This is a genomic window from Streptomyces sp. NPDC001922, assembly GCF_042891165.1.
Lineage (GTDB): Bacteria > Actinomycetota > Actinomycetes > Streptomycetales > Streptomycetaceae > Streptomyces.
In genome coordinates this window covers 71,758-94,711 of the sequence record NZ_JBIASV010000002.1, presented here as the reverse complement: position 1 = coordinate 94,711, position 22,954 = coordinate 71,758, and the positions used below count along the sequence as shown (strand labels likewise).

17 protein-coding genes and 2 tRNA genes are annotated in these 22,954 nt (G+C 72.3%); 10 read left to right on the top strand and 9 right to left on the bottom strand.

Annotated elements, in window-relative coordinates; all coding sequences use genetic code 11:
- Positions 1 to 278 precede the first annotated feature (278 nt).
- Positions 279 to 1,496: a cytochrome P450 gene (locus ACFYYR_RS03890; RefSeq protein WP_388846599.1), complete on the top strand. Its 1,218-nt coding sequence runs from the start codon at positions 279 to 281 to the stop codon at positions 1,494 to 1,496.
- A 140-nt stretch (positions 1,497 to 1,636) separates the two neighbouring features.
- Here the strand turns inward: ACFYYR_RS03890 and ACFYYR_RS03885 are convergent, their stop codons facing one another.
- From ACFYYR_RS03885 to ACFYYR_RS03875, 3 genes are all read right to left on the bottom strand, one after another.
- Positions 1,637 to 2,530 carry a phosphorothioated DNA-binding restriction endonuclease gene (locus tag ACFYYR_RS03885; protein ID WP_388846597.1) on the bottom strand — a complete coding sequence of 298 codons (894 nt, stop codon included), beginning with the start codon at positions 2,528 to 2,530 and terminating at the stop codon, positions 1,637 to 1,639.
- A gap of 89 nt (positions 2,531 to 2,619) precedes the next feature.
- Complete coding sequence (gene fdhD / locus ACFYYR_RS03880; protein ID WP_388846595.1) at positions 2,620 to 3,516, bottom strand: formate dehydrogenase accessory sulfurtransferase FdhD; 897 nt, start codon at positions 3,514 to 3,516, stop codon at positions 2,620 to 2,622.
- Positions 3,517 to 3,884: 368 nt separating this feature from the next.
- The gene (locus ACFYYR_RS03875) at positions 3,885 to 4,592 is read right to left on the bottom strand and encodes a GNAT family N-acetyltransferase (RefSeq protein ID WP_388846593.1); all 708 of its coding nucleotides are present in this window, start codon (positions 4,590 to 4,592) and stop codon (positions 3,885 to 3,887) included.
- Positions 4,593 to 5,238: 646 nt separating this feature from the next.
- On the opposite strand from ACFYYR_RS03875, the gene ACFYYR_RS03870 reads away from it, so the two are divergent.
- Positions 5,239 to 6,792: an aldehyde dehydrogenase family protein gene (locus ACFYYR_RS03870; protein WP_388846591.1), complete on the top strand. Its 1,554-nt coding sequence runs from the start codon at positions 5,239 to 5,241 to the stop codon at positions 6,790 to 6,792.
- 160 nt (positions 6,793 to 6,952) lie between these two features.
- On the opposite strand, the gene ACFYYR_RS03865 is transcribed toward ACFYYR_RS03870, so the two are convergent.
- Positions 6,953 to 8,452 carry a DUF2254 family protein gene (locus tag ACFYYR_RS03865; RefSeq protein WP_388846590.1) on the bottom strand — a complete coding sequence of 500 codons (1,500 nt, stop codon included), beginning with the start codon at positions 8,450 to 8,452 and terminating at the stop codon, positions 6,953 to 6,955.
- A 169-nt stretch (positions 8,453 to 8,621) separates the two neighbouring features.
- Here ACFYYR_RS03865 and ACFYYR_RS03860 point away from each other — a divergent pair.
- The 5 genes from ACFYYR_RS03860 to ACFYYR_RS03840 all read left to right on the top strand — a co-directional run bounded on the left by ACFYYR_RS03860 (position 8,622) and on the right by ACFYYR_RS03840 (position 13,824).
- A tRNA-Leu gene (locus tag ACFYYR_RS03860) sits at positions 8,622 to 8,706 on the top strand.
- A gap of 220 nt (positions 8,707 to 8,926) precedes the next feature.
- Complete coding sequence (locus ACFYYR_RS03855; RefSeq protein WP_388846588.1) at positions 8,927 to 9,460, top strand: putative immunity protein; 534 nt, start codon at positions 8,927 to 8,929, stop codon at positions 9,458 to 9,460.
- A 33-nt stretch (positions 9,461 to 9,493) separates the two neighbouring features.
- Entirely contained in the window at positions 9,494 to 10,540 is a 1,047-nt protein-coding gene (locus ACFYYR_RS03850; RefSeq protein WP_388846586.1) for a ketopantoate reductase family protein, read from the top strand.
- Positions 10,541 to 10,953: 413 nt separating this feature from the next.
- A complete protein-coding gene (locus tag ACFYYR_RS03845; RefSeq protein ID WP_388846585.1) occupies positions 10,954 to 12,660 on the top strand; it encodes a ricin-type beta-trefoil lectin domain protein in 1,707 nt (568 codons plus the stop codon).
- A gap of 192 nt (positions 12,661 to 12,852) precedes the next feature.
- Positions 12,853 to 13,824, top strand: a complete 972-nt coding sequence (locus tag ACFYYR_RS03840; protein ID WP_388846583.1) for a multicopper oxidase domain-containing protein — start codon at positions 12,853 to 12,855, stop codon at positions 13,822 to 13,824.
- A 138-nt stretch (positions 13,825 to 13,962) separates the two neighbouring features.
- Here the strand turns inward: ACFYYR_RS03840 and ACFYYR_RS03835 are convergent, their stop codons facing one another.
- The 3 genes from ACFYYR_RS03835 to ACFYYR_RS03825 all read right to left on the bottom strand — a co-directional run bounded on the left by ACFYYR_RS03835 (position 13,963) and on the right by ACFYYR_RS03825 (position 18,752).
- Positions 13,963 to 15,525, bottom strand: coding sequence for a GMC family oxidoreductase (locus ACFYYR_RS03835; RefSeq protein WP_388846581.1), 1,563 nt, complete (start codon positions 15,523 to 15,525; stop codon positions 13,963 to 13,965).
- Between the two features lie 186 nt (positions 15,526 to 15,711).
- A complete protein-coding gene (locus ACFYYR_RS03830) occupies positions 15,712 to 17,286 on the bottom strand; it encodes an APC family permease (protein WP_388846579.1) in 1,575 nt (524 codons plus the stop codon).
- The gene (locus tag ACFYYR_RS03825) at positions 17,283 to 18,752 is read right to left on the bottom strand and encodes an aldehyde dehydrogenase family protein (protein WP_388846577.1); all 1,470 of its coding nucleotides are present in this window, start codon (positions 18,750 to 18,752) and stop codon (positions 17,283 to 17,285) included. Before ACFYYR_RS03825 ends, ACFYYR_RS03830 begins: the two co-directional genes overlap by 4 nt.
- A 164-nt stretch (positions 18,753 to 18,916) precedes the next feature.
- Here ACFYYR_RS03825 and ACFYYR_RS03820 point away from each other — a divergent pair, with 164 nt between their 5' ends.
- Together ACFYYR_RS03820 and ACFYYR_RS03815 are read left to right on the top strand one after the other, a co-directional pair.
- Positions 18,917 to 19,165, top strand: a complete 249-nt coding sequence (locus ACFYYR_RS03820) for a WhiB family transcriptional regulator (RefSeq protein WP_388846575.1) — start codon at positions 18,917 to 18,919, stop codon at positions 19,163 to 19,165.
- Positions 19,166 to 19,218: 53 nt separating this feature from the next.
- Positions 19,219 to 19,292: transfer RNA gene (locus ACFYYR_RS03815), tRNA-Met, on the top strand.
- 240 nt (positions 19,293 to 19,532) lie between these two features.
- Here the strand turns inward: ACFYYR_RS03815 and ACFYYR_RS03810 are convergent.
- Both ACFYYR_RS03810 and ddaH read right to left on the bottom strand, forming a co-directional pair.
- Positions 19,533 to 20,501 (bottom strand): acyl-ACP desaturase, encoded by a 969-nt coding sequence (locus tag ACFYYR_RS03810; protein WP_388846573.1) that lies wholly within the window; start codon positions 20,499 to 20,501, stop codon positions 19,533 to 19,535.
- A 122-nt stretch (positions 20,502 to 20,623) separates the two neighbouring features.
- A complete protein-coding gene (gene ddaH / locus ACFYYR_RS03805; RefSeq protein WP_388846571.1) occupies positions 20,624 to 21,400 on the bottom strand; it encodes a dimethylargininase in 777 nt (258 codons plus the stop codon).
- A gap of 197 nt (positions 21,401 to 21,597) precedes the next feature.
- On the opposite strand from ddaH, the gene ACFYYR_RS03800 reads away from it, so the two are divergent.
- Positions 21,598 to 22,953, top strand: coding sequence for a DUF4185 domain-containing protein (locus ACFYYR_RS03800; RefSeq protein WP_388846569.1), 1,356 nt, complete (start codon positions 21,598 to 21,600; stop codon positions 22,951 to 22,953).
- Position 22,954: the final 1 nt, after the last annotated feature.

Here is a 22,954-nt window from a genome sequence, read left to right as displayed (position 1 = left end):
CTGCACAGTCCTTACCAACTGCACAGTGTCATCGATATTTTGACGTCTCGTCATGCCGAGGAACGGCCGTCGGGATGTGCGGGCTGCGGGCGCGTGGCCCGCGGCGCGGCCGCCGTAGCGGGACCGTCCGTCCCGGGCGGTTACGTCGCGTGTCGGCCTCCGTGACCCCCCTCCGCTACGAGGTGACGCGCCGCTCCGTACCGCTGATGCGCCCGGCCGGGCCCGGACTCCCGCCGCAGCCCGCTGTCTCAGCCGTCCTCACCCACCGAAGGGACCCCATGGACACCGCGCCCCGCAACACCGGAGCCGCCTGCCCGCTCGGTTTCGACCAGCACGCCGACAACGCCCGGCTCCGGGACACCGGCGCCGCGGCCCTCGTGGAACTCCCGGGGCAGGTGCAGGCCTGGGCCCTGCCGCGCCACGACGCCCTGCAGCAGGCCCTCGCCGACCCCCGCTTCGTCAAGTCCCCCGAACACTGGAGCGCGCTCGCCGAAGGCCGGGTCCCGCCGGGCTGGCCCCTGATGACCTTCATCATGAACAAGGGCATGACCACGGCCGACGGTGACGAGCACCGCCGGCTGCGCGGCCTGGTCTCGAAGGCGTTCACCCCGCGCCGCACCGCCGCGCTGCGCCCGCGCATCGAGGAGCTGACCGACGCCCTGCTCGACTCCCTCGCCGACGCCGCGCCCGGCCCCGTCGACCTGCGCGCCCACTTCGCCTATCCGCTGCCGATCGGTGTCATCTCCGAACTCCTCGGCATCCCGGAGGACCGCCGGAACACGCTGCACGGGCTCTGCGAGATCCTGGTCAGCAGCACCACGCCGCCCGCCGAGGCGATCGCCAACGTCCGCGCCCTGCACGCCGCACTCGGGGAGATCATCGCCCGGAAGCGGCAGCACCCCGGCGACGATCTCACCTCGGCCCTCATCGCCGCCCGGGAGGACGGCGACCGGCTCAGCGAGGAGGAACTCGTCGGCACCCTGCTGCTGATGTTCCTGGCCGGACACGCCACCACGCTCAACCTCATCTGCAACGCCGTACGGGCCCTGCTCACCCACCCCGGCCAGCTCGCCCTGGTCCGGGCCGGCGAGCAGACCTGGGGCGCGGTCGTGGAGGAGGCGCTGCGCTGGGACAGCCCCGTCGGCCAGTTCCCCATGCGCTACGCCGCCGAGGACATAGAGATCGACGGCACGGTCATCGCCAAGGGCGAGGCGGTCCTGGCCTCGTACGCCGCCGCCGGGCGCGACCCCCGGGCGCACGGCCGGAACGCCGAGCGGTTCGACATCACCCGCGGCCCCACCCGGCACCTCTCCTTCGGGCACGGCGCCCACTTCTGCCTCGGCGCCTCGCTGGCGCGGATGGAAGCGGAGACCGCACTGGAACGCCTCTTCCACCGCTTCCCCGCCCTGCAACTCGCCGCCGCCCCGGAGGACCTCCAGCCCCTGCCGTCCATCGTCTCCAACGGCATCCGGACGCTGCCGGTGACGTTGGGCTGAGGTGCGGGGCCCGGGGCGGGGCGGCGGCTGCTCAGACACGGTGTCCCGCGCAAGGCACACTGCCAGGAGCCGGCCGGGTGCAAGCGACGGCTCCGCCTCATGCAGCTGAGGTGAGAATGCTTCGTGGGTGGCTGTCGGGGTCAGGCAGCCGCCCACGGGCGCGGTTCGCCGTGGAAGACCTGCCGGGCATGCCAGTCGCGGTGAGCTGCAGCAACAGGGCGGGAGCCGGGCTGCGGGCCGATGAGTGGGCGGCCCGCCAGGGCTATGACGTGCTCGCGGGCGGCGGGGCTGTGACCGACGAAGCGTTGTGAGACCAGAATGCGTTGGTCGTCTCCCACACCGATGACGCCCTTGTCGAAGAGCTTGTGGTGCAGCGCGCACAGGCACAGCCCGTTCTCGATCTCGTCGGGGCCGCCGAACGCCCACCAGCGCACGTGGGCGGCCTCCAGCCCGACCGGTACCGCGCCGATCCTGCCGTCGTATCCGCAGAAGGCGCACCGGTATTCATAGGCGGTCAGTACCAGCTCCCGCATCCGTGGGTCCCGCTTCCTGCGTACCGCCGAGAGCTGCTCGGCCTCCGCAGGCTCCAGCTCCAGGCCGACGGCTTCGCACAGTTCTCCGTGCAGGGAAGGTGGGAAGTGCAGGTCGAGCAGCAATCGCGTGATGCTGCCGAGCAGGTCCGGTTCACGTCGCAGCGCCGCTCTCAAGTCCGGCGCGAGCTGCCCGGTGGCGCCCGTCTCACGGAGGTCCCGTACCCCGCTGCCAGGGCTGCCCGGTCCGCGATCGGTGCGGACTTCCCATACGCCGTCGCTGGCCAGGTGGTGGAAAGGGTAGGCGGGTGTCGTCTTGTTGGGTGGGCCGTACTCGATGAGCAGGCGCTGCAGGTCCTGTTCCACCGCGGTGTATCGCAGGCCGCCGTCGGCATCGTCCTGGAACCGGCCAAGGGCGTAGAGGAGCAGCAGCGGCTTGTGCGGAGCGCGGGTACCGCTCCTGGTCCACTGCCTCAGCTTCGCGATGCGCTCCAGCCAGTCCATGGCAGCCGATAGTAGATGGGCTTCAAGCACTCGTGCCGGGGCGTGGCCACCGCCGGCCTCTCGGACGGGCGGTGCGCCGCCTGCTCGGCTCAGCTTCGGTGGCCGTCCCCGGCCACGGCCCCGGCACGGTCCGCCTCCCCGTTGTCGCCGGACGGCGCAGCGTAGGTGATCCGGTCCTCCCCGGCGTACACGTTCATCGAGCTGCCCCGCAGGAAGCCGACCAGGGTGAGTCCGGTCTCGGCGGCCAGGTCCACCGCCAGCGAGGACGGTGCCGACACCGAGGCGAGCATCGGGATGCCCGCCATGACCGCCTTCTGCGCCAGTTCGAACGACGCCCGGCCGGAGACCAGCAGAATCGTCTGTGACAGGGGCAGTTCGCCGGACTGCAGCGCGCGCCCTATCAGCTTGTCGACGGCGTTGTGGCGCCCCACGTCCTCCCGCAGATCGAGCAGTTCGCCCGCCGGAGAGAACAGCCCGGCCGCGTGCAGCCCGCCCGTACGGTCGAACACCCGTTGTGCGGCGCGCAGTCGGTCGGGGAGGGCGGAGAGCAGCGCGGGCGTCACCTTCAGGCGCGGGTCGTCGGCGACGGGCCAGCGCGCCGTGGAGCGCACGGCGTCCAGGCTGGCCTTTCCGCACAGGCCGCAGGACGAGGTGGTGTACACGTTCCGTTCCAGCGTGATGTCCGGGACGGGCACCCCGGGGGCGAGCTGCACATCCACCACGTTGTAGGTGTTCGAGCCGTCCTCGGTCGCTCCGGCGCAGTAGACGATCGTCCGCAGCTCCTCCGCCGCGCCGAGCACCCCCTCGCTCACCAGAAAGCCGGCGGCCAGTGCGAAGTCGTCCCCGGGCGTGCGCATGACGATGGCGAGCGGCCTGCCGTTGAGGCGGATCTCCAGGGGCTCCTCGGTGACGAGGGTGTCCGGGCGCGTGCTGACCGCGCCGTCGCGGATCCGCAGCACACGCCGCCTGTCGGTGACCCGTCCCATGTCATCAGTCCCGGTGTCGTCGGTCCCGGAGGCCGAGTGCGGCCCCGGCGGTGTGGTTGCCGTGGGGCACCGCGCCGGGGGACGGCGAAGTGACCCGCGCGCACATTGTCCTGCACCCGCGTCCGGGGCTGCTGCCCGGTACGGCGGCAGGCACTCGCGGTCCGCCGGTCCGCCGGTGCGGGAGAGGGGCGCCGGTCCGGGAGAAGGGTGCCGCATGACGGCCGGGCGACGGGGCCGACGGCGGCGGAGGGCCCGAGGCGGTACGGGTCCTGGCGGCGGGACCCGTCCGGACCCGGGGGCGGGGCCCCGTCCGGACCCGGGCGGGGCCCCGCAGGCGCGTCCGCGTCCGCCCGGCGCGGGGGCGGGGTTCAGGCGCGGGGTTCGCGCCACATGGGCCACAGCGAGGGCCCGCCCGGCAGGTCCACGGTCCGGCCGCGGAAGACGAAGCCCAGGCGCTCGTACAGCGCCTTGCTCCGGGTGTTGCTCGCCTCCAGGTAGGCGGGCATCCGCTCCCGGTCGCAACGGTCCAGTGCGGAGGCCAGCAGGGCGCCGCCGAGCCCCGCACTCTGCCGGCCCGGAGCCGCGACGATGGCCGGAAGGTAGTAGTGGGCGGTACCGGTGGGGTGCGCCTCACCGGTCAACCGCGCGACGGTGACCGCCCGTTCGTTGCCGGGGTCGGCCGCGGCCAGGAGCTCGGCCATCTCGTCCGCCGGCTCGTCTCCGTCGTCCCCGCCGGCCCCGCCCACGGCCCCGTCCCCGTCGCCGCCGTCGTGGGCACCGGCATCCGGGGTGTCCGCGGCGCTCCCCGCTCCGTCGGCCCCCTCGCCGGGGACCGGCAGCCACAGGGCGGCAGCCGACACGTCCTCGCTGACGTCGACCCATCCGTCGCGCAGCGCCGCGTCCAGCATGACCCCGAAGAACCGGGGGTGTGCGACGCGCCGGTGCGCCTCGTCCGGGAACACCCAGCCGCTGACCGGGTCGTCCATGAACGCCTCCCCCAGCAACCGGGCTATGGCATCCCGCTCCTCCGGGCGGGCACGGCGGATCGTGTGCTGGGCGGCGGTCGGCTGGTCCATGGGCGTCTCCCTGTGCTGCGGGGCCGGTCCATCGGCGTGTACCGATGGTCGTCCCGGGCCACCAGTGGTCGTATCCGGTCCGGTGACAGGCGGTCGTCTCCGGTGCGGACGGGGCGTCTCCGGCGGTGGGGTGAGGGCCAGGGAAGGCGCGTCCTGAAGCCCTGTTCCGCCGGGCGGTACTGAAAAGCGCCCCCAGACTAACTCCGTTGATATCAGGCCCCGTTGAGTGGTCGGATCCAGCCGGTTCCCGCCTGTGGGCCGGGCCGGACACGTCGGCGTTCCGGCGTCGAACGGAGTCGAACGGCACTGAACGGCGTCCGAGCCCGGTCCCGCGGGACGCCGGGCCGGACAGGCCGGGACCCGGGGACCCCACCCGCGCCCCAGTGGCCGCCCACGGACAGGGACACACAGGTCAGCGGACCCGCAGGCGGACGCACGGCGGCATCCGGGCGTGTCCAGAGGTGTCCACGGGGAGGCCGGGATGCCGGGCGGCCGGGCAGGGCGGTGGGTGGCCGGTTCGCCACCCGGAGTGACCTCGCTCATAGTTGAACCAGGGCATGTATCGCTATCCATCGGCCGTGATTACCGTCCAGTAGGACCCGTGAGCGCCACCCCTCCCGTCTGTGCAACGAGAGCGGAGAATTCGATGGCACCGACAGCTCCGAAGCTCACCCTCAAGCCCGGAACCGCCTGGTCGGACGCCTGGCGGCGCTGCCTCGCGGCCGCCCCCGAGGCGTTTCGCGAGGACCGCGTACTCAACCTCTGGAACGGCGCCTGGCAGGCCGACGGGCACCCGCTCCCCGCCACCACCCCCGTCGACGGAACCCCCATCGCCGGACCGCCCCGGCTCGACTCCGGCACCGCCCGGGCGGCCGTACGTGCCGCGCTCGACCAGCACCGTGCCTGGCGGGATGCTCCGCTGCCCGAGCGCCGGGCCCGGATCAGCGCGGCCCTCGACGCCCTCGCCGACCACCGCGACCTGCTCGCCCTGCTCCTCGTCTGGGAGATCGGCAAGCCCTGGCGGCTGGCCCGGGCCGACGTGGACCGCGCCGTCGACGGCGTCCGCTGGTACGCCGACGGCATCGAGCCCATGCTGGCCGGCCGCACCCCGCTCGACGGCCCGGTCAGCAACATCGCCAGCTGGAACTACCCGATGAGCGTGCTCGTCCACGCCATGCTCGTCCAGGCCCTCGCCGGGAACGCGGTCATCGCGAAGACCCCGACCGACGGCGGGCTGGCCTGCCTCACCCTCGCCTGCGCCCTGATCCACCGCGAGGGCATCCCGGTCACCCTGGTCAGCGGCAGCGGCGGCGAGCTCTCCGAAGCGCTCGTCCGCTCCCCGGAGATCGGCTGTGTCTCGTTCGTGGGAGGCCGGGACACCGGGGCCCGGGTCGCCACCGCCGTCGCGGACCTCGGCAAACGCCACATCCTCGAACAGGAGGGCCTCAACGCCTGGGGCATCTGGGAGTACAGCGACTGGGACGCCCTCGGCCGGCACATCCGCAAGACCTTCGACTACGGCAAGCAGCGGTGCACCGCGTATCCCCGGTTCGTCGTCCAGCGCTCGCTGTTCGACGCGTTCCTGGCCACCTACCTGCCGGCCGTGCGCTCCGTACGCATCGGTCACCCGCTCGCCGTCGCCTCCCCCGACGACCCGCCGCCCGAGCTGGACTTCGGCCCGCTGATCAACGCCGCCAAGGCCAAGGAGCTGACCGACCAGGTGGCCGAGGCGATCGACCGCGGCGCCGTACCGCTGCACCGCGGCGACCTCGCCGACGGCCTGTTCCTCCCCGGACAGGACACCTCCGCCTACGTCCCGCCCGTCACCCTGCTGAACCCGCCGACCGGCTCGCCGCTCCACCACGCCGAACCCTTCGGGCCGGTCGACTCCATCGTCCTCGTCGACACCGAGGCCGAGCTGCTCGCCGCCATGAACGCCAGCAACGGCGCCCTGGTCGCCAGCCTCTCCTGCGACGACGAGGAGGCGGCGGGCCGGCTGGCCACCGAGATCCGCGCCTTCAAGATCGGCCTGGGCAAGCCGCGCTCCCGTGGCGACCGGGACGAGCTGTTCGGCGGCTTCGGCGCCTCCTGGCGCGGTGCCTTCGTCGGCGGGGAACTGCTGGTCCGGGCCGTGACCCAGGGCCCGGAGGGGGAGCGCCCGCCGGGGAACTTCCCGGACTACCACCTGATGCCGGAGTGACGTGGTGATGCCAGGCGACGTGATGATGCCGGAGTGACGTGGTGATGCCGGGCGACGTGGTGATGCCGGGGTGACGTCGAGCCGGAGTGACGTAGCGATGCCGGGGTGACGAAAGACCGGCATGACGCGACGGTCCGTCCGGCGGAACCCGGGGCGTCGGTCAGCCGATGCCCTGCCGGTCGGGATGCATCGAGAAGTCCTGCTCGGCGGGGTCCGGAAGGGCACGTGCCACGGCCCGCCCGAGGAGCGTCCGGTGCCGCAGCAGCGGCTCCCGGCGCCCCTCGGGCGCGAGCCGCACCAGATCGTCGAGCACGGCGACCAGGCGCCGCGACACCTGCGGCGCCGCGGCCCCGGCGTGCCGGATCTCCACCAGCCCCAGATCCACCAGATCGGCCCAGGTCGGCAGCGGCTGCACCAGCCGCACCGTGCCCTCCCGGTCCCTGTGGTGCACCTCGCCCAACGGGCGTCGCACCAGCACCGCCAGCAGCTGGTGGATGCGGTCGAGCGCCTGCACCGCCGTGCTCGGGTCGTTGACGGCGGGCGACAGGGCCCGCAGCGCGATGTCGGACAGCTGCCGCAGCCCGTATCCGGGGTCCTGGTGGAACGTGCGCTCCACCCCCACCTGGAACGCGGACCGCACGCGCCGCCCGGTCGGGGCCGGACCGCCGTGCACGGTGCAGACCGGGGTGCCGGGCACGATGAAGTCGCCGATCCGCGGCTCCAGCCGGAGGACCACCCCGTGTCGCCGGGCCAGCCGGACGAGCCGCCCCGCGTTGAGGCTCCGCAGCACCCCGGCCGGACCGGAGTACACGATCCGCCCGCCGGCCTCCGGCAGTCCGGCCCGGACCTCACCGCTGTCGGGGCCGCCGTACCCGGGCCGGCCCTGCTCCCCGGAACCGGCCGGCGGCCGGGGCCCGGGACCGGACGGCTGTGCCGGGGAGCCGGGCGGCCCGGGCCGGGAATCGCCCGGATGCGGTCCGGAAGCCGACGGAAGCGGCCCGGAGTCCGCATCCGACGGAGGCGGCCCGCCGTCCGATGGAAGCGGCTGGTCGCGGAGGGCGGCCAGCGACTCGCGGGCCACCCGGTCGATCACCTGGTGCACCCGCATGAGGCGCAGGATGGCGTGCACGTACGCGATGAACAGCAGCAGGCTGACCATGACCAGCACCAGGCCCACGACACCGGACACCACCGGCACCGAGGTCGCGGTCCTGGGATCGTTGTTGCCCTCGTTCTCGAACTGCACCAGCAGCGTGAAGGCGAAGGTGGCGAGGAAGACCGCGAACGTCACCCGGGTGATCCGGCTCCGGACGTAGAGGCGCAGCACCCGCGGCGAGAACTGGTTCGCCATCTGCAGCGCGACCAGCGAGATCGAGAAGACCACGCCGATGAAGGTCAGCATGGACGACCCGACGGTGTTCAGCAGCGTCTTGGCGTCGTCGGAGATCTTGAGCAGGTCGTCGATCTCGTCGGTCTCGCCCGCGTCCCGCAGGACGTCGATCAGCCAGGCGTCGGCGGCCGTGGTGAGGAGCGCCAGCACGATCGCGCCGAGCAGTCCCACCACCGGGGCGAACCAGAACGCCTCCCGCAGCCACTCACGCAACGGCGAGAGCCGTCTCGTCCGTCGCCGGCCCGCCACGTCGGTCACGTCATGTGTCACATCGTGCACTGTAAGTGCATGGGGCCGAGGTGCTCCACGACGGCCCGTCGGAGCCCGCGCCCCCGGAGCCGGGCCGACCCCCCGGACCTCGGGATACGCAGGTGAAAGCACCTCCGGACCCCTGGTATCGTTACTCCTGTCGCCGCGGGGAACCGCGGCACGACACCTTGTCCGGGTGGCGGAATGGCAGACGCGCTAGCTTGAGGTGCTAGTGCCCTTTATCGGGCGTGGGGGTTCAAGTCCCCCCTCGGACACTTACTCCGAAATACGGCGGACCGTGACTCGAGCAGTCACGGTCCGTTTCGTTTGGCGGCTTCACGCGACGACGCCGATGCGACGGGTCTTCATGGGGCGGCGCTTCGCGGGACGGTTCGCGCAGCGACGCCACTGGGCGCGGGACCGCGGGGGAGAGCCGCCGGCACCTCCGTGAGCGATCGGCCATCGGGCGCGCATCGGCGATGACAGGATCGGCTCATGACAACCGGTGACTTCGAGTTGACCATGGAAGAGCTGCGAGTCGTGGCGCGCTACGCCGCGGAGAGCGCTCAGGAAGTCCTTCCGGTGTTCGAGGGAGCCGTCCCCGGTGATCCACGGCCTCGCGCGGCCATCGACGCCGCCTGGGAATTCGTGAACGGCGCGCGAAGGACCAAGCTGCAGCGCGTCACGTCATTGGACGCCCACCGAGCCGCGAAGGAGGCGGACACCGAAGTCGCCCGTCTGGCTGCGCGAGCCGCCGGCGACGCCGCATCCGCCGCGTACCTCCATCCGATCGCGAAGGCCACCCAGGTGGGTCACATCCTGCGCGCGGCCGCGAACGCGGCGCGCGTGGCCGAGCTGAACGCGGGCGACGACCCCGACGTCGGAGACGAACTCATCGAGCAGGCCCGGCAACGCGCAACACGGGCCCTGCGGGATGTCCTGAGCCGGTACCCGGCCGCACCGCACGGCAAGGGCCGCGTCGCCCAGCTCATGAGCACCTTGGACGCTTCCCTGCGCATGTCCCGCTGAGGGAATCGCCGACCCTACTTCCGAGGAGGCCACATGCGTTACGTCATCGTCGGAGCCGGTGCGGTCGGAGGCGCGATCGGCGGGCGGCTGCACGCGAGCGGTCACGATGTCGTTCTGGTGGCGCGGGGGAAGCACTACGAGGCGCTGCGGGACCATGGGCTGCGGCTCCGGACACCCGACGGCGACCTGGTGCTCCCCGTGCCCGTCGTGGACCGTCCCGAGGCGCTCGAACTGCGGGCCGACGACGTTCTCGTACTGGCCGTGAAGACGCAGGACGGGGTCACGGCGCTGGACACCTGGTCCTCCCGCCCGGTGTCCGGCGGTGGCACGGCGGGGGAGCGGCTGCCGCTGGTCTGTGCCCAGAACGGTGTGGAGGGCGAGCGGTTGGCGCTGCGGCGCTTCCGGCGCGTTCTCGGCATGTGCGTCTGGCTGCCCTCGACGCATCTGGAGCCGGGGGTCGTCGAGGCGCCCTGCGCGCCGTACACCGGGGCCCTCACCCTCGGGCCGTACCCGCCGCGGCGGGGCGGGCGCGGTGGGGCCGCGCCGGGCGCGCGTGATGTGCCGACGGCGGACCCGGTCGTGGAGCGGATCGCCGAGGGTCTGGAGCGCTCGGTCTTCCTCGCACCCGTAGTGGCCGACGTGATGCGCTGGAAGTACGCCAAGCTGCTCGGCAACCTGGCCAACGCCGTCGACGCCGTCTGCGGGCCGTCCGACGAGCCCGCTGCGCGGGCGCTGATCGAACGGGCGAGGGCGGAAGGAACCGCGGTGCTCGACGCCGCCGGCATCGACCGTGCCTCGCTCGCCGAACAGCAGCAACTCCGCGCCGGGAAGATGGAAACACGCCCCATCGGCGGGAGCCCTCGCGGCGGCGGTTCGTCCTGGCAGAGCCTGGTCCGGGGGACCGGGGCGGTCGAGGTGGACTACCTCAACGGCGAGATCGTGCTGCTCGGCCGGCTGTACGGAGTTCCCGCTCCGGTGAACGAGGCCCTGCGGCGGGTGGCGAACGCCTGCGCCCGCGAACGCCGCACGCCCGGCAGCATGACGCCCGCCGAACTGACGGCGATCGTCGACACGGTGTGAGGGGTCGAGGACCTCGCCCGAGGGGGGCAGCGCCGGCCCGCGGGCTCCGCAGTGCGCTCCGGAGAGCGGAGGAAGCCCCTCCGGGCAGGTGGCCATCGGGGAGTCCGGAGGACCGGCGGGTGTGCGTCGTCCACACCGAGGTGTGCCCCGGGCGTGATCGTGGGCAGAGTCAACTCGGCGGCCGGAGTGCCCGGTCGGCCTCCTGTCGTGCGAGCTCGGCGCGCCTGCCGCCGACGGGCTGACCAGGGCGTAGTTGCGTGGTCACCCTCGGGGCTTACCCGCGGAAACCCCTTTTCCTGCAGTGAGTTCTGCATCACTATGGGCACTCCTGTTCCCGGCAGTTACACCAAGAGTGCACTTGCGGCGGCGCAGCGGAAAAACCGAACGAAATGGTAAGAACGAGGGGTCGTGCGGTGCCCGAGCTCCACCCGATCGACCGGAACAACGACCGAAGCTCCGTGGGCGAGGGGTCCGACCACCCCGGCCTGCCGGACTCCGAACTGACCGAATACGTACGGGCCGGCGCCCCGACCGCCGAACCCGCCATGCAGGAACTCCGTCGGCGCCACCTCCCCGCCGTCCTCACCTACGCCCGCCTGTGCAGCAGAAACCAGACCGCCGGCAATCAGCTGGCTGCCCAGGCGTTCGCGCTGGCCTGGCCCGAGGTGCGCAGGGGCATCGGTCCGCGTGGGGCGTGGCGGCACTATCTGCTGACGCTCGTTCAGCAGGCCGCGGTGACCCGGGCCGCGGGCGGTCTCCGGGACCGGCTGGACGGCGACTTCGCCGACTGGATCGACGCCACCACGCAGAGCGGGGCCGACTGGGTGTCGGCCCGGCACACCGCCCTCGAGCAGCAGTCCGTCATGCTCGGCGCGTATTACACACTGCCCCAGCACCAGCAGGACGTCCTTTGGTACGCGGTGGTGGACGAGGAGCCGGACACCGAAGCGGCCACCTTCCTCGGCGTCCGGCCCGTCGAGGTGCCGGACCTCGCCGCACGCACCCTGGTGGCGATGCGGGCGGCCTACCTCCGGACGTATCTGCAGTGCACCGAGGACCGGCGGTGCCAGGGGTTCCGGCGTCTGATCGAGGCCGCCGCCCGGCCGGAGAACCCCCGCCGGAGCGAGGACCTGGAGCAGCATGTGGCCGAGTGCGCCGGCTGCCACCTCACCTTGGTGGAGCTCACCGCGCTGGGCGCGACTCCCCGGGCGGTCCTGGCCGACGGTCTGCTCGGCTGGGGCGGCGCGGCCTACCTCGCCGCGGAGCGGGTACCGGTGCCGGCCTCCCCGGTGCCGGCGCCGTCGGACGGTTCGCCGTCCACCGTCACGCTCCCGGCGCAGCCCCCGGCACCCGAGGCGAACGACGCAAACGCCCAGGAGGCATCGCACGCCGACGCGCCGTGGCAGTCCCGGGCCGAGGCGGGCCGGCAGTGGATCACCCGCCCCGTACCGCTGGCGGCGACGGCGGCCGCGGTTCTGACGGCCGTTCTCCTCACCTTCGTGCTGGCCGCTTCCGACGGCCCCCGGCCGGGTGAGGCGGGCGCCGACATGGGACGGGCACCGGAGCCGCCCCCCGCCGCCACCGTCACCGCGACGGTGTCGTCACCGGCGAGGACGCCGTCCCCGAGCGTCTCCGTCACCACGGCCCCGCCCAAAGAACCGTCTTCGTCCCACACTGCCTCGGCCCCTTCGCACGGCATCGTGGACAACTCGTTCTCCCAGGTGGTGAACGCGGCGTCCGGCCTGTGCCTCGACATCGAGGACCACGAGCTGGAACAGGGCAACGACGTGGTCACCGACCAGTGCTCGGGGACCCCCACCCAGCAGTGGCGCCTGGACTCCATCGGCCTGCTGCACAGCTACGCCGCCCCGGACTTCTGCCTCGACACCCGCGGCGACGTCGATGACGGAATCGGCATCTGGACCTGCGAGTTCGTCGAGGGGGAGGACGGTGAGAACCTGCTCTGGATCTCCGACCGCGCGGGCCTCATCCGGCCCAACATCGCCCCGGACCACGCCCTCGTACCGGACGAGGACGGCCCGGGCAGCCTGCTGGATGTGAGCCCGCTGTCCGGACAGCCCGACCAGCGCTGGCGCGCGGGCGCCGCGCCGTCCGGCTGAGGTCCGTTCGCCCGAAGAGTGGTGTGTCCGGCCGAGCCGCGTTCGACACAGGGGGCCGGCCGGGCAGAAGAACCGAAGATCGGGTCGCGTCCCATGAGAGTGTTCGGGGAGGGCACCCGAACCCCGTCGCCCGGGGAATTCCGCGGACGGCAACCGTGCGGTGCCCTCGCCATCCCGCCCGATGGGAGCACGATGACCGAGGCAGCCGGGACCATCCCGAGACGCAGTTTCAGCCGGCGGATCCTGGCCGGCGGGGCTGCCGCCGCCGCGTTCGCCCAGAGCGGCTGCACAGCGGGCGCCGCGGCCGAGGGGGCCCCGGCGCAGGGAAAGGCCGTGAGGGAGGGCGAGGTCCGCCGGCTGCGGCTCTACGCGGAGAAGCTGCCCGACGGGCGGCTGGGCTACGGGTTCGACAAGGGCAAGGCAACCGTCCCCGGCCCGCTGATCGAGCTGACCGAGGGCGACACCCTGCACATCGAATTCGAGAACACCCTCGATGTCGCCACCGGCCTCCATGTGCACGGACTGGACTACGGCATCGGCGCCGACGGCACCAGGCTCAACAGGAGCGTGGTGGAACCGGGCGCCACGCGGACGTACACCTGGCGTACCCACGCCCCCGGCAGGCGCCGGGACGGCACCTGGCGTCCGGGCAGCGCGGGGTACTGGCACTACCACGATCACGCGGTCGGCACCGATCACGGAACGGCCGGCATCCGGAAAGGCCTGTACGGGCCGGTGGTGGTGCGCCGGAGGGGCGACGTCCTGCCCGACAAGCAGTTCACCATCGTCTTCAACGACATGACCATCAACAACACGTCGGCACCCGACACCCCGACCTTCACGGCGACGGTCGGAGACCGGGTCGAGATCATCATGATCACGCACGGCGACGCGTACCACACGTTCCACCTGCACGGTCACCGCTGGGCCGACAACCGAACGGGCCTGCTCCAGGGGCCGGACGACCCGAGCCGCATCATCGACACCAGGATCACCGGTCCGGCGGAGTCCTTCGGCTTCCAGGTGATCGCCGGCGAGGACGTGGGCGCGGGGGCCTGGATGTACCACTGCCACGTGCAGACCCACTCCGACCGGGGCATGGCCGGACTGTTCCTGGTCGCGGAACCCGACGGCACGGTCCCGGGCCACGAGGCCCACCACTAGGGCACGTTCGGCCGGTCACGAACCGGCAGCCGGGCACCGGCCGGTGCCCGGCTGCCCGCATTCCGGTTGCCCGGGGCCCGGCATGCGCCCGGCCCGGCCCCCGGGGTCGGAAAGGGGGCCGGGCCGGGCGCCGTCAGCTCATCCGCGCTTGATCATGTCCGCGCACTTCTCGCCGATCATCATCGTCGTGATGCACGGGTTGACGGCGGGCAGGAACGGCATGATGGACGCGTCGGCGACCCGGAGTCCGGTCACGCCCTTGACCTTGAGCTGGGGGTCGACCGGTGCCGTGGGGTCGTCCTGGGTGCCCATCCTCACCGTGCCCGCCGGGTGGTAGACGGTGTTGTGGGTCTTGCGGATGTAGTCGAACAGTTCCGCGTCCGACTGGGCGTCCGGGCCCGGGGCCAGCTCCGCTCCCGTCCAGTCCGCCAGCGGCGGCTGCGCGGCGATCTCGCGCGCGAGCCGCAGTCCGTGGGTCATCACCCGGACGTCGTGCTCATCGGTGAAGTACTGCGGGTCCACCCGGGGCTTGTCGCGGAAGTCGCGGGTGCGCAGCCGCACCGTGCCGGAGGACCGGGCGCGGGTGACGTTGGGAGTCAGGCAGAACGCGTTCTCCGTCGTCGGGTAGCCGTGCCGGTAGGTGTTCATGTCGAACGGCACCGAGCCGTAGTGGAACATCAGGTCCGGCCGGTCCAGACCCGGCTGCGTGTCGGTGAAGATCCCGATCTCCCACCACTGGGTGGAGGAGGTGACCATCGGCTGCTTCGCCTCCCACATGATCAGCCCCTCCGGGTGGTCGATCAGGTGCGAGCCCACGCCGGGTGCGTCGACCCGGACGTCCACACCCGTCTCGCGGAGGTGCTCGGCCGGTCCGATGCCGGAGAGCATCAGCAGCTTCGGGGAGTCGATCGCGCCGCACGAGACGACCACCTCGCGGCGGGCGCCGACGGTACGGGAATGGATCAGGTCCGGATCCAGGTACTCCACGCCCGTGGCGCGCCCGTTGCCGTCGAAGACCACCCGCTTGGCCCGCACCTCCGTACGGACCTCCAGGTTCGGCCGCTTGCCGAGGATCGGGTGCAGGTAGGAGACGGAGGCGGAGGAGCGGGTGCCGTCCTCGCGGGCGTTGATCTGGAACCAGTGCGCTCCCCGGATCACCGTGGTGCCGGTGTTGAACGGGGTGGTGGGGATGCCCGCCGCGGCGCAGGCCTCCAGGAGGGCGCGCCCGCAGGGGTCGTTGGGCGGAACGTTGCGGATGCGCACCGGGCCGGAGCGGCCGTGGTGGTCGCCGGGCTCGTCGTTGTTCTCCAGCCGCTGGTAGAGCGGGAAGCACTCGGCGGCGCTCCAGCCGGTGCAGCCCATGGCGGCCCACTCGTCGAGGTCCTCGGCCGGGGCCCAGAAGGCGATGGCCGAGTTGTGCGAGGAGCAGCCGCCCAGGACGCGGGCGCGGGCGTGCCGCATGAAGCTGTTGCCGTTGACCTGCGGCTCGATCGGGTAGTCCCAGTCGTAGCCCGACTCCAGCAGCGCCATCCACTTCGTCAGCTGGAGGATGTTGTCGTCGCCGACATCCGACGGGCCGGCCTCCAGCAGGCACACGCTGACCTCCGGATCCTCCGTCAGGCGGGCCGCCACGACGGATCCGGCGGTCCCGCCGCCGACGACGACGTAGTCGAACGTGTCCACGGGGGCTTCTTCGGGCATGGCGCTCTCCAGCTCGGTGCTCGGTTCTCAGTGCGTTCGGTTCGGGTGGCCTTGCGTCGGGTTGCCTTGGGGTGTGTGGCTCGGCGTCGGGTCGCCCGGCATGCCGTCGAGGTGCACGGCGAGGCGGGCCGCAACGAGGTACGGGACGGGGGCGCGTCGGGTCGGAGTGGGGCGGCCGGGGGCCCGTCAGGTGGCGGGGTTCTGCGGTTCGCCCGGCCCCGTCGCCCGGTGCTCGGCCAGGACGCCGGTGCGGTGCCGCTGGATGAACCAGTAGTAGAGGAAGCCGCCGCCGGCCACGATGCCGATGAAGACGAAGGCTCCCCACCGCAGGTACCAGTGCTGCGGACCGGTGGCGTTGTAGACCTCGGCGCGGGGCCAGGCGAGGTTGAGGGCCATCGCGCCGCCCCACAGCACCGCCAGGAAGTTGACCGGCAGCCCCCAGCGGCCGAGCGAGAAGCGTCCCTTCGCCGGGGTCCACTTGCCGCGCAGCCGCTGGACCAGGAGCGGCGCGGTGACCAGCAGGTAGGCCAGGTAGATCATGATGACCGCGATGCTGGTGATCACCGAGAAGATCTGCGGCTGATTGATGTTCAGCACCAGGATGAGGACTCCGACGATCCCGATCACCACGGCCGGGACGACCGGGGTCTGGAAGCGCGGGCTGACCCGGGCGAGCTTCGAGCCGGCGGGCAGGTTGTTGTCCCGCGCCATGGCGAACATCAGCCGGATCCCGGCGGCCTGGACGGCCAGCTCGCAGACCGTGATCGCGATGACCACGCACCACAGCACGATCTCCCCGATCGTGGAGCCGAGCGTGGCGAGGACCACGTACTGCAGACCGTCCACGGACAACTGCTTGGCCTGCAGGTTCGGCACCGACATCAGGGCGAAGAGCAGGATGAGACCGCCGATGAGGAACGAGGCGATCAGCGCCCGCAGGATGGCCCGGGGGGCATTCCGGCCCGGGTCGAGGGACTCCTCGCCGAGCGAGGAGGCCGTGTCGAAGCCGTACATCACATACGCCGACGCCAGCGACGCGGTCAGGAACGCGCCGAAGTAGCCCAGGGTCTGACCCTCGCCCAGCCCGTAGGTGTCGGTGAGCGTCTCGGCCGGGCCGCGAGTGATGTGCGCGGCCAGCAGGAGGATGAGCACGATGGCGGCGACCAGCTCGATGAAGACACCGGCCGAGTTGATCCGGGCCATCAGCTTCACCCCGAAGGCGTTGACCAGGGTGGTGAAGAGGATGAGGACGGAGCCGAGGAGCACGGCGTTGGCGGCGGCGTCGTTCTCCCCGGTGCCGTCGCCCACGAACTGGAAGAAGTCGTCGATCTGCGGCAGCGTGATCTGGTACGCCAGCGCCACCGCGGCCAGGGACACCATGGTGGCCGTCATCATCATCCAGCCGCCGAGCCAGCCGACGTGCGGCCCGCCCATCGTCTTGGACCAGTTGTAGACCGATCCGGCGACCGGATACCGGGCGGCCAGCTCGCAGAAGCAGAGCGCCACCATGAGCTGGCCGACGAAGACCATGGGCCAGGACCACCAGTAGGCGGGCCCGCCGTGGCTCACACCGAAGTAGAACAGCTGGAACGTGCCGGTCAGGATCGAGATGTAGCTGACCCCGGCGGCGAAGGTGTGGAAGTTGCCGAGGGTGCGCTTGAGTTCCGGCTTGTATCCGAGTTCGGCGAGCGAGGAGTCGTCGTGGTCGTGGTCGTGGCCAGCGGGGCGGTCGCCGGAGCCGGCGGGCTCCGCGGCGGTCACGCGAACCACCTCTGGGGCCGCGGTGCGGTGTTCCGCCAGATGTGTTTGGGCTCCTGGTACTCGGCCAGCCCGGCCGGTCCGAGTTCGCGGCCGACGCCGGACTGCTTCATGCCGCCCCATTCCGCCTGCGGTACGTACGGGTGGAAGTCGTTGATCCAGACCGTCCCGGCGCGCAGCCGGGAGGAGACCCGCTGGGCCAGCTCGCTGTCCTGCGTCCACAGGCCGCCCGCCAGGCCGTAGACGGTGTCGTTGGCCAGAGCCACCGCCTCGTCCTCGTCGCGGAACCGCTCCACGGTCATCACCGGGCCGAACGACTCGTCCCGCACCACCGACATGCCCGGTGTGCAGTCGTCGAGCACGGTCGGCAGATAGTAGAAACCATTCTGCAGAGCGGTGTCGTCCGGGCGCCGTCCGCCGCAGCGGAGCACCGCGCCCTCGGCCAGGCCCGCCGCGACATAGGACTCGATCTTCGCGCGGTGTTCCTCGGAGATGAGCGGGCCGGTCCGGGCGTTCTCGTCGAACGGGCCGCCGAGCGGGATCTCCCGGGCCCGCGCGACGACCTCGTCCACGAACGCGTCGTGCAGCTCCTGCTGGACGAGCAGCCGCGCCCCGGCCGAGCAGACCTGCCCGGAGTGCAGGAAGACCGCCATCAGGGCGTAGTCGACCGCGGTGTCGAAGTCCGCGTCGGCGAAGACGATGTTGGGGTTCTTGCCGCCCAGCTCCAGCGCGATCTTCTTCACGGTGGGGGCGGCGGCCGCCATGATCCGGCGCCCGGTGACGAGCCCGCCGGTGAACGACACCAGGTCCACCCGTTCGTCGGTGGTGATCGGTGCGCCGACGGTGGCCCCGGACCCCAGCAGCAGATTGCCGGCGCCCGGCGGCAGCCCGGCCTCCTCCAGCAGCCGCATCAGCAGGATCGCGGTGTGCGGGGTGAGTTCGCTCGGCTTGAGGACGAAGGTGTTGCCCGCGCCGAGGGCGGGCGCCACCTTCCAGGCGGTCTGCAGCAGCGGGTAGTTCCACGGGGTGATCAGCGAACAGACGCCCACCGGCTCGTGCACCACCCGGCTGTCCACCGCCGGGTCGCCGGTGTCGATGACCCGCTCGGTGCCGCCCGCGCAGACCAGGTTGCCGAAGTACCGGAAGCAGTTCGCGATGTCGTCCATGTCGATTTCGCTCTCCACCAGCCGCTTCCCGGTGTCGAGGGACTCGGCCCGCGCGAAGTCGGCCTTGTCCCGCTCCAGGAAGTCCGCCACGCGGAGCAGCAGCCGGCCGCGCTCGGCGGCCGGGGTACGGGGCCAGGGGCCGCGGTCGAAGGCGTCCCGCGCCGCGGCCACCGCGGCGGCGGCGTCCTTGGGACCCGCCTCGTCCACGGTGGCGACCGGTGTGCCGTCGGCCGGGCAGCGGATTTCGCGTACCTGCCCGTCGACGGCGGCCGTCCACCGGCCATCGATGAAGAGCTCCGGCATAGAGGATTCCTCCGGCTCTGCCCCGGTTCCCCGGCCGACGGGGCTCGGCCGGCTGCCGTGGCGACGCGTACGCGGGAGATTGTATGTGGTGGATGTCACATATGCGCGAAGCTGTTGATCGGATGTTGAGTGTCCGTTGATCGGGGCTCGCCAGAGTGGATGCCATGTTGATCGAGATCAGCGGCCCGGACGGCCGCACGGAGCCCGAGTGGCGGGAGCGGGCCCTCTGTGCCCAGACCGGGCCCGAGTTCTTCTTTCCCGAGGCGGGCGGCTCCACGAGGGAGGCCAAGCGGGTCTGCCTGGCCTGCGAGGAGCGGGTCCCGTGTCTGGAGTACGCGCTCGCGAACGACGAGCGCTTCGGCGTCTGGGGCGGCCTCTCCGAGAACGAGCGGCGCCGGCTCCGCGCCGGCTGACGCCGAAACGATTTGGTGCCACGGCCATGAGCGCGTAGAGTCGGGTTCACCGACGCGGGGTGGAGCAGCTCGGTAGCTCGCTGGGCTCATAACCCAGAGGTCGCAGGTTCAAATCCTGTCCCCGCTACTACGACAGCAGGCCCGGTGCTTTTGCACCGGGCCTGCTGCTGTGTGTGGCCACCCCGCCGCGCGACGGGTGGGTGACGCGTCCCGGCCGGATGCGGGCCCTCGCGCCGTGCGGGGACCGTCCGCCGCGGACGGGCGCCGGACAGGCGCCCACGCATACGGATCGCCGGAGATACGGATCGGCCCCGCTCCCGGACGGGAGCGGGGCCGATCCGTGTCGTGGTGCGGGGCCTGCCGGGCGTCAGGAGGCGCGGGCGGCCCGCCGGGCCAGCAGGGCCTGCCGGCGCTCGTCGAACTTGGTCGCCTGGTCGTCGAGGCCGCCCATGAACAGGCCGAGCTCCTCCTGCGCCTTCAGGCCCTCGGGCCCGAGGCCGGAGATCTCCAGCACCTTCAGGAAGCGGAGCACCGGCTGCAGGACGTCGTCGTGGTGGATCCGCAGGTTGTAGATCCCGCCGATCGCCATCCGGGCCGCCGCGCGCTCGAAGCCGGGCATGCCGTGGCCGGGCATCCGGAAGTTGACGACGACGTCCCGGACGGCACACATCGTCAGGTCGGGGGCGAGCTCGAACGCCTTCCCCAGCAGGTTGCGGTAGAAGACCATGTGCAGGTTCTCGTCGTTGGCGATCCGCGCCAGCATCCGGTCGCACACCGGATCGCCCGAGTGGTGGCCCGTGTTGCGGTGCGAGATGCGGGTCGCGAGCTCCTGGAAGGCGACGTAGGCGACCGAGTGCAGCATGCTGTGCCGGTTGTCGGACTCGAAGCCCTCCGACATGTGCGACATCCGGAAGCGCTCCAGCTCGTCCGGGTCCACGGCGCGGGAGGTCAGCAGGTAGTCCCGCATGACGATGCCGTGCCGGCCCTCCTCGGCGGTCCAGCGGTGGACCCAGGTGCCCCACGCGCCGTCACGGCCGAAGAGCGTGGCTATCTCGTGGTGGTAGCTGGGGAGGTTGTCCTCGGTGAGCAGGTTCACCACCAGGGCGGTCCGGCCGATGTCGCTGACCTTGGACTGCTCCGGCGACCACGGCTCGCCCTCCATGACGCCGCCGAAGTTCCGGCCGTCGCTCCAGGGCACGTACTCGTGGGGCATCCAGTCCTTGGCGACCTTCAGATGCCGGTTGAGCTCGGTCTCGACGACCTCCTCCAGCGCGTAGAGCAGCCGGGCGTCACTCCATTCCCTGGAGCCGTTGAGGTGGGCAGGGGTGATGGACAAAGCGGCTCCTGGCATACGGGGACAGGTACTACACCTACGTAGCCGTAGGTTACGAACCCGTAGGTTAAGGCCCTGGTAAGGCGATGGCCAATGCCGATGGAGCGGCGCCCGGCTTCGTCCCGCTATGCGTACAAATCCCGCAGCCGCACGGAGAGGCAGGTCACGCAGCCCTCCAGCTTTTCGAACTCCGAGATGTCGACCGGCACCGGTTCGTAGCCGAGGCTCGTGAACAGTTCCGCGCTCTTCGGTGCGCTCGCGGCCATCAGCAGCTTTCCGCCGCCGAGCAGCACCACATGGGCCCCGGACTCCTCGGGAACCGGGAGGAAGTGCGGGAACGCCGCGGGGTCGTCGACCAGCGGGGGATAGCCGATGACCGTGCCGTCCGGCAGTGCGGTCACCGCGGACTTCAGATGGAGCACCTTGCTCACCGGCACCGCGACCACGCGTGCCCCGAGCGGCTCGAAGGCGGCCCGCAGCTGCTGCACCCCCGCCGCGTTGGTCCGGCCGCCCCGGCCCACGTAGATGGTCTCGCCGACCTTGAGGACGTCGCCGCCGTCCAGTGTCCCCGGCGCCCACACCCAGTTGATCGAGCAGCCGAGCCGGGCCACCGCCTCCTCCACGGCCGCCGTCTCCGGCTTCCGGGAGTCGGCGCCCGGGCGGGAGATCAGAGCGACGTTCCGGTGGATCACCACCGTGTCCTCGATGAAGACGCTGTCCGGGCAGTCGTGGGCGGGCTCCACCTCGAACGGCTCCCAGCCGTGCGCCATCAGCGCCTGCACATAGCCGTCCCACTGCCGCAGCGCGAGGTCCGGATCGACGGGCGACCGCTCGATATGCGTGACCAGGCCTTCCGCGAGGCGGGGGCTGGGGCGGCGGATCAGCGCCTTCTTGCTGGGCACAGGGGCTCCCTGGGGTCGGCGGGCGACTGCTGGTGGCCCCATCCTGAACGTCACCCGGCGCCCGCTCCACCGTCCCCATCCGCCCAGCGGGCATCATTCCCGGTATTTCTCGGATACCGGACCTCGCCCTGTCGACCGACCGGGTGACCCGTCGGTAACCTGCGGCGGACTGACGTCTCGTCATGGAGGTGTTCGGTGTGGGCCCTTGGTCAGGGCGTGCGGCCCCGCGGGCCGGTCCGGCCCGCGGCCGGGCCGGCACCGTGATCCTCGTCGCTCTGCTGCTCACCGCCGGGGTCCTGGCCGCGCTCGCCGGGGGCGACGGGGGCGACGGCGCGCCCTCGCGGTGCCCCGGCCTGCGGATCGCCTCCTGGTCCGCCGACGACCGCGCCACCGGAGCGTTCGCCCGCTACGGCGACGATCCCGGCCGCCTCGACGACTGGACCGGGGGCGACGGCACCCACTCGGTGCGCCTCCCGGACGGCCGGATCCTGTGGCTGTTCTCGGACTCCTTCCTCGGCCGGGTCCACGGCCCGCCCAACCCGGCGGGCCAGCCCCACGCCTGGCGCGAGGTGCCGCCCGGCGGGCCCGCCTGGGTGCGGAACTCCGCCGTGGTGGCGGCGCCGTCCGGCCGGCCGGAACGCACCCTCACCGGCGGTACGGCCGCCGCCCCCGCGCCGCTGTTCCCCGATGTGTCGGCCCGGCCGCGGCACTGGCGCTGGCCGGTCCAGGCGCTCGTCGAGCCGCGGACGCCCGGCGCGGCGGAGCAGGTCGTCCGGGTCCTGCTGTGGACCCGGACCGAGGGGCCGCCGCCCTGGCTGTACGGGGTGCCGGAGGCCACCGAGGTCGCCACCCTCTCCCTCCCCGGCCTGCGGCTGGAGGGCATCGAGCGCATCTCCGGGCCCGGCGCGCCGGATCCCGGCCGCCGGGTCCTCTACGGCACCACGGCCGTCCGCCGCGGCGGCACGACCTATGTCTACGGCGGTGACGAGGGAACCGGCGCCACCCCGGCCCGGCCGTCCTCGTACGCCTATCTCGCGCGGGTGCCGACGGGCTCCCTCGCCGACCGGTCCGCGTGGCGCTACTGGGACGGATCGGGCTGGCGGCGGGGGCCGGCGCGGGCGCACCCGGTGCTCGGGGACGGCGCGCGCTATGGAGTGGGCAGCGCCTTCAGCGTCGTGCGCCGGGGCCGGACCTGGGTGCTCCTCACCATGGATGCGGGCGGTCCGCGGGCGGCCGGGCTGTCCACCGTCGCCACGTACTGGGCGTGCTCACCGCAGGGGCCGTGGCACGGCCCGGACCGGGGCTTCCCCGCGCCGCTGCCGCCCGACTCGGCGCCCGACCCCAGGACCGCGGCCTACAACCCGCAGGCGCACCCTGGGGTGGGGGCCGGCGGCAGGCTGCTGCTGAGCTACGACGTCAACTGGCTCGGACCGGACTCCGCCGCCCTCGCCCACGTCAACCGCAATGTCTCTCTCTACCGGCCGCGCTTCGTCCGCCTGCGGTTCGGCGGGGCTGCCGCAGCCCCGGCCGCTCCGGTGCGGGCGCCGAGGTGAG

Excerpts from the sequence above, each read along its gene's own strand:
- ACFYYR_RS03890 (WP_388846599.1), top strand. The coding sequence starts at position 279 with ATGGACACCGCGCCCCGCAACACCGGAGCCGCCTGCCCGCTCGGTTTC.
- ACFYYR_RS03885 (WP_388846597.1), bottom strand. The coding sequence starts at position 2,530 with ATGGACTGGCTGGAGCGCATCGCGAAGCTGAGGCAGTGGACCAGGAGC.
- fdhD (WP_388846595.1), bottom strand. The coding sequence starts at position 3,516 with ATGGGACGGGTCACCGACAGGCGGCGTGTGCTGCGGATCCGCGACGGC.
- ACFYYR_RS03875 (WP_388846593.1), bottom strand. The coding sequence starts at position 4,592 with ATGGACCAGCCGACCGCCGCCCAGCACACGATCCGCCGTGCCCGCCCG.
- ACFYYR_RS03870 (WP_388846591.1), top strand. The coding sequence starts at position 5,239 with ATGGCACCGACAGCTCCGAAGCTCACCCTCAAGCCCGGAACCGCCTGG.
- ACFYYR_RS03855 (WP_388846588.1), top strand. The coding sequence starts at position 8,927 with ATGACAACCGGTGACTTCGAGTTGACCATGGAAGAGCTGCGAGTCGTG.
- ACFYYR_RS03850 (WP_388846586.1), top strand. The coding sequence starts at position 9,494 with ATGCGTTACGTCATCGTCGGAGCCGGTGCGGTCGGAGGCGCGATCGGC.
- ACFYYR_RS03840 (WP_388846583.1), top strand. The coding sequence starts at position 12,853 with ATGACCGAGGCAGCCGGGACCATCCCGAGACGCAGTTTCAGCCGGCGG.
- ACFYYR_RS03835 (WP_388846581.1), bottom strand. The coding sequence starts at position 15,525 with ATGCCCGAAGAAGCCCCCGTGGACACGTTCGACTACGTCGTCGTCGGC.
- ACFYYR_RS03825 (WP_388846577.1), bottom strand. The coding sequence starts at position 18,752 with ATGCCGGAGCTCTTCATCGATGGCCGGTGGACGGCCGCCGTCGACGGG.
- ACFYYR_RS03820 (WP_388846575.1), top strand. The coding sequence starts at position 18,917 with ATGTTGATCGAGATCAGCGGCCCGGACGGCCGCACGGAGCCCGAGTGG.